This is a genomic window from Kitasatospora sp. NPDC059571 (genome assembly GCF_042735675.1).
Taxonomy (GTDB): Bacteria; Actinomycetota; Actinomycetes; order Streptomycetales; family Streptomycetaceae; genus Kitasatospora.
The window spans coordinates 1-5,361 of record NZ_JBHWBW010000046.1 but is presented as its reverse complement, the minus strand read 5'-3'; the positions used below and the strand labels follow the sequence as shown (position 1 = coordinate 5,361).

6 protein-coding genes are annotated in these 5,361 nt (G+C 73.8%); 3 read left to right on the top strand and 3 right to left on the bottom strand.

The window, feature by feature from the left end:
* Positions 1–138 precede the first annotated feature (138 nt).
* A complete protein-coding gene (locus ACFV0G_RS08340) occupies positions 139–1,089 on the bottom strand; it encodes a hypothetical protein (protein ID WP_380543612.1) in 951 nt (316 codons plus the stop codon).
* Positions 1,086–1,433 (bottom strand): PadR family transcriptional regulator, encoded by a 348-nt coding sequence (locus tag ACFV0G_RS08335; protein ID WP_380543609.1) that lies wholly within the window; start codon positions 1,431–1,433, stop codon positions 1,086–1,088. Before ACFV0G_RS08335 ends, ACFV0G_RS08340 begins: the two co-directional genes overlap by 4 nt.
* Before the next feature lie 207 nt (positions 1,434–1,640).
* Here ACFV0G_RS08335 and ACFV0G_RS08330 point away from each other — a divergent pair, with 207 nt between their 5' ends.
* From ACFV0G_RS08330 to ACFV0G_RS08320, 3 genes are all read left to right on the top strand, one after another.
* On the top strand, positions 1,641–2,129 hold the full coding sequence (locus ACFV0G_RS08330) for a hypothetical protein (protein ID WP_380543606.1): 489 nt from the start codon (positions 1,641–1,643) through the stop codon (positions 2,127–2,129).
* A gap of 208 nt (positions 2,130–2,337) precedes the next feature.
* A complete protein-coding gene (locus ACFV0G_RS08325; protein ID WP_380543603.1) occupies positions 2,338–3,036 on the top strand; it encodes a DUF6882 domain-containing protein in 699 nt (232 codons plus the stop codon).
* A gap of 617 nt (positions 3,037–3,653) precedes the next feature.
* A complete protein-coding gene (locus tag ACFV0G_RS08320) occupies positions 3,654–4,190 on the top strand; it encodes a DUF402 domain-containing protein (protein ID WP_380543600.1) in 537 nt (178 codons plus the stop codon).
* Between the two features lie 552 nt (positions 4,191–4,742).
* On the opposite strand, the gene ACFV0G_RS08315 is transcribed toward ACFV0G_RS08320, so the two are convergent.
* Complete coding sequence (locus tag ACFV0G_RS08315; protein ID WP_380543597.1) at positions 4,743–5,108, bottom strand: PRC-barrel domain-containing protein; 366 nt, start codon at positions 5,106–5,108, stop codon at positions 4,743–4,745.
* Positions 5,109–5,361 lie beyond the last annotated feature (253 nt).

Genomic DNA, 5,361 nt, shown 5'->3' with positions numbered 1-5,361 from the left:
TTTTCAAACACCCCCCCCCCCCCCGGGGGGGGGGGCCCGCCGGGCGCCGGCCGGCGGCCCGGCCGGGCGGGGGGGCCCCCCCCCCCCCGGCCGGGCGGGGGGGGCGGCCCCCGACTGCGCGGCCTGGCCCGGAGGTGGTCAGGCGGGGTCGGCGGGCTCTTTGGCGCGTGTGCGCCGGATCGTTCGGACGGCGGTGGCCAGTGCGACCGTGAACGCGACGAGGGCGAGGTAGCCCGCTGCCCAGGTGGTGAGCATGCGGGGCCGGCTGTCGTCCAGCAGGCCGGGGAGGAGCCAGAGCAAGCCGGTCAGGCCGGCACCGGTGGCGCGGTACGGGTCGCGGTGCTCGGCCACGAGGTGGCCGAGGAGGACGGCGGCGGTTGCCAGGAGCGGCCAGGACACGTACACGTGCAGAACGGCGCTGCCGGTGAAGTACACCCAGAGGCCGGTCGACTGCGAGGCGACCAGCAGAGCGGCGAAGGGCAGGCCCACGGCGGTGGCCTCCCATCCGGTCCGCAGCGAGCGGTCGAGCAGGGAGGGCGGCGCGAGCAGGACGACGGCGCCGAGGACGACCCAGAACATCGGCTGTCCGAAGAGGATCATGACCGTCATCGGGCCGAACACCACCCACGAACCGGCCCCGAGAAGAGTGCCGGCCAGGCCCAGTGCCCGCGCCAGCCGCCAGCGGCCGACCGCGACGGCGGTGAGGGCCAGAATCCACGGCAGGTTGGCCGCCGCGGAGTAGAACAGGTACACGGGCCCGGCGTGCGGCTGGTGGCGGAGGATCCGGTGGACGAGGAGGAGTACGTCAGGGACCAGGCCCCACAGGCAGAACCCGGCCAGCAGGCCGAGGACGACGGGCGCTGCGCCGGCGAGCATGCGCCCGGCCGGGTCGGTCGCGCCGATCCGCAGCCGCAGCCGCAGGGCGTGGGAGGCGAGGTCGAGGTGTTCGCGGAGCCGGTCCGGGCGGCTCAGCCCCTCGGTGGCCTCGGCCAGGGTCGCGGCGATGTCCTCGCCGTGGGCGGCGCGGTAGCGGGCAGGGTAGAGCCTGAGCAGCAGCGGGCCGTTCCCGGGGGTGTGCCGGTCGCTCATGCGCTCGCTCCGTTCGGGCGCAGCCGGGCCCTGCCCAGCCGGCGTTCGGCCTCGGCCAGGGTGACCCGCAGCCGCCGGGTCTCCTCCGTCAGCAGATTCTGACCCTCGTCGGTGAGGGCGTAGATCCGGCGCAGCCGCCCGCCGACCACTTCCTCGCTCTCGATCCTGATCAGCCCCTGCTGGAGCAGGCGGTCGAGTGCCGTGTAGAGGGTGCCGGTGCGCAGCCGGGTTCGGCCCTCGGAGATGCCGAGGACCTCCTGGATGATGGCGTAGCCGTGCCGCGGGGCATCGGCGAGTGCGGTGAGCACGAGCCTCGTCGGCTCTAAGAGTTGACGATCTGTCATGCGGAGAGAGTAGATCAATCACCGTCATATGTCGATGGGAGACTTATTGGGGGTGGGGCGGCCCGGGCGCCGCCCGTCCCCTTCCGGGGCGACGCGGATCCCCGGCGGGCCGGGCCCGCCGCGCAGCCGCTCACGCTGTTGACGGCACCCAGGGTTACCACGTGGTGTGCGATCGGGGCCGTTGCCGCATGGCGGAGGATGGTGCCCGTGCGCGCACTTTTCGACCACCACGAGCCCCGTCGCGTCCTGCCGGGCGAGTACCCCACGTGGGACCGCGCTCTCGCCCTCCTCAATCGGGACGTGGCGGTGACCCTTCCCGAGCAGGGCCCCCTGCAACTGCTGGCCCTTGCGCCCTACGACGAGGACGGGCCGGAGAACGTCTACGTCGCTCTGGCCAACGGCGAGTGGCATGGCAACTACCTGCACCCGGAGTCGGCGGACGACCCTGCCTCCGCCCTGGCAGTCATCGCCGATGCCGCGCAGGACGCCGTCACCGAACGTCTGCGGCAGGCGTGGCCGCTCTGCGCCGAACACGGCCTGGGCATGCATCCGCGGGACGCGGACGGGCAGCTGTCCTGGTGGTGCGCTGGCGAGCGGTCGCGTCGCGGACCGGCCCACATCCGGGCAGCCGTGGGCGCGCTCGACGCCTTCGTCCGCCCACGGCGTCCCCATCGGAAGAGGCGGCGGCCGAGTTGATGCCCCTCCGTGCCATGGTCGTTGAACGCGAATCGACGTCAGCTCTTCGTCCACCGGCCTGACCGGCACCGCGAGTGCGGAATCGGGCCACTCACGCCATCGGACCATCCGGACGGCGGTGGTTGTGCAGCCCGTCGTGAGCGGTCTGCCACGTCGACCGAATACCCCCGGCGGCAGGCAGGTCGGTGGTACGCGATAGGAATGCCCGATGACCACCGCATGGAGTGACGCGCTGTTGAATGCTGCCGAGTACCACGCGGCGTGGGGCGCCGAGCAGCTCGAGACCCTCGGCGTCTTCGTCCCGGCCGGCCCGTGGACGGCCGACCTGACGACCCGGGTCTTCTGCCGGGGTGGGCGAGAGTTCACCTTCGCCGTCCTCGGCACCTTCGACACGGTGGAGCGGTCCTGGCTGTGGGGCTGGGCCAACCCGGGCCTGCAGGGCACACCGGCCGCGGACGTCGCCGAGCGCGCACGGGCGGTCGGTCTCCGGTACGGCATCCCGGAGTTCGGCGACGGCTTCCTCGACCTCGCGGGCTTCGCCGACCCGCGCCACGCCGCCGAGACGCTCGCCTTCGCCGCCATGGGGGTCACCGGCTCGCCCGGCTACCTGGGTGTCGAGGCGGGCCCCACGACCCGGCTCTACCTCGTCCCGGACGACCCGCAGGTTCCCAGGGCCGTGCCCGATCCGGTCACCGTTCCCCGCTACCTGATGACCGGCGCGGGCCTGTTCGGCCGCTCGGCCCGTACGGCCGTCACCGGGTACCTCGACCACCACGGCCTGCCGCGCCAGGAGTGGCCGGACCGGCTTCGCGCCGCCCTCCCGGGCGGCTCCGGCCTGACCGTCGATTTCGACCCGATCGGACGCATCGGTTCGATCCACCTCGACGCGATCGCCCCGACCGCCTGAAGCCGCTGTCGGGCCTGTCACATGCCGGCGCTGCGGCGGGCGAAGGTCTACCGCGTTCTCGCGCAGCGGCGGCAGCCGGTCGTACCTGGCGGGCGGCCCGAACATCCCCGAGGCGGGCATTCACCGGCCGGCCCCTGTGCTGCGGGCCGCCGTGAGCCGGACGCCGGCCCGCCGGAGGCCTGCCGGCCCACGGTCGCAGCGAGGTCGACATCCCGGTTCGGCGATGGCATCCGGGGGGAGAGCTTTCGGCATGACGACTTCCTCCACTTCCTCCGCGCGCGCCCGTCGCCGCGGGCCGACCGCGCCCGCCGCACCTGCTGCACCCGCCGCAGCTGCTGAACCTGCTGCACCCGCCGCACCTGCTGCTCCCGTCCGGACTCACACGGACGGCGGGTGCTGTCGAACATGGTCGAGTGAGCATGTCACCCCGGCCGGGACGGTCGTGCGCACCACCTGGCACGAGCCGGCCTGCCAGGCCGGGGGACGCCCGTGACCGCCCCCGTCGGGGACGGCTCCGCTGCCCGGTTCGCACCCGGAGCCACCGTGGTCCGCCGCGACATCCACCTCGGCAAGGTGTGGTCGGCCCAGCCCACCGGGCACTCACCGACACGCGGACCGTGCTGCACCTCGGAGACTGGCCCGGCATCACCGCACCGGCCCCGACCGCCTGGACCACGGCGCTGCGCACCGGCGACGGCACGGCCCGCAGGAGCGGCCTGTCCGATCTCGCGGCCGGCTCCTGGGAGCTGGAGCCCTGGGCCTGGCGGGACACCGTCCTGCGGTCCCGCTTCGAGACGGGGGAGTGGCTCTCCCTGCACTACCTCCAGGACCCGGCGGCGGGGGAGCCGCTGCGCCGGTACGTGAACTTCGAGCGCCCGGCAGTCCGGACCCGGATCGGGATCGACACCCTGGACCTGCTGGTGGACCTGGTGGTCGAAGCCGACCTGTCCGCCGTGCGCTGGAAGGACGCCGACGAGTACGAGCACGGCCGCCGCCTCGGCTCTATTTCCGACGCGGACCATCGGACGGTCGAGCAGGGCGCGCGAGCGCGCCCGCGGCCTCCTGCAGGACCGTGCGGGTCCGTTCGCCGACCCCTGGCCCGTCCGGGCGCCGGGCGCCGCGTGGTCGGTGCCGGTCCTGCCCGACGGGGCTGACCGGGCCGGACCGTAGAACGGCCGCCGCCACTGCGCGAGGTCCTCGGACGCTCGCGAACCGTCCGAATCAACCCGGCTTGCCCCGTCACCGCCGCGCCACCGGGCCGCGCGCGGGCGGGACGCCCCGCCTCCCCGAACCCGTCGGGCGGCCCACGGCGTGCCGGAGCGCCAGCCGACGGCGGACCGCCCGCGTGTGAGGCTGGGCCCCGCCCCGTGACCGGCCGCGGGAACCACCTGCACCCAGAGCGAGGATGACGGCGAGAAGCACCGGGGCGCCGAGCAGGATCAGGAGCGACACAGAGCCTCCGTACGGTCGGGAACAGTGCCCCACCCCTTGCCCCGGGACGGCCTCCCAAACCCCGGGCGGCGCCGGCCGTGCGGCCGCGCGTCGACGCCGCCCCGTCCCACGGTCAGGATCGACGGCGATCCCCGCCCCTGGAGGCCCGATGAACGGATCCGCGCCGCGGAGGCCCGCCGTCCGTCGGCGAGCTCTCGGACACACCGGATGCCGAGCATCCGGGCGGCGCTGGGCCCAGGGGCGAATGGCTCGCGTCAGAGGAGCGGGCCGCCGTAGAACGGGCCGTAGTATCCCGCGTACTTCTCCCGGTAGTCGGTGTCCGCGTCGTGGGCAGCCCGGTCGAACTCGGGGCCGCCCTTGATCTCGTCCTTCGTCCGGTCGACGTAGACCTTCTTCTCCTCCTGCTCGACCCGCACCACCGTGCCGGCCGGGAGCAGGACGTGCTTGCCGAAGATCCACGGCCCGGTGTCCACGACCAGGTACTGGGCGCCGACCTCGTCGGACAGCCTGTCGACCTTCCCGATGGGGCCGTCCGTGGCCTCCACGTGGAAGTCCGTGAGATCGGTGCCGGAGACGTGGCCGGACGTGCTGCGGAAGTCCCAGATCTCGATGCTGCTCATCGCGTCCCCTTCGCGTATCGGCGCCGTCCGGGCGGATCCCGGCGCGACGCGTTCGGGACCCGCCTGCCCAGGAACCAACGGGACACACGCGACAACCGCCGGGCCCGGCGCGGGTCGTCGATCTACCTCTGATCTTGGCCAGTGCTCCGCCCTTCAGGGCGGGGGTGAAGGTCATCCTTGGACCGGAGGCGCGGAGCGCCGGAGTTCCCTGCGCCTCCGAGGTAACGGTCAGGTGGGTCGTTTCTGGTTCTCG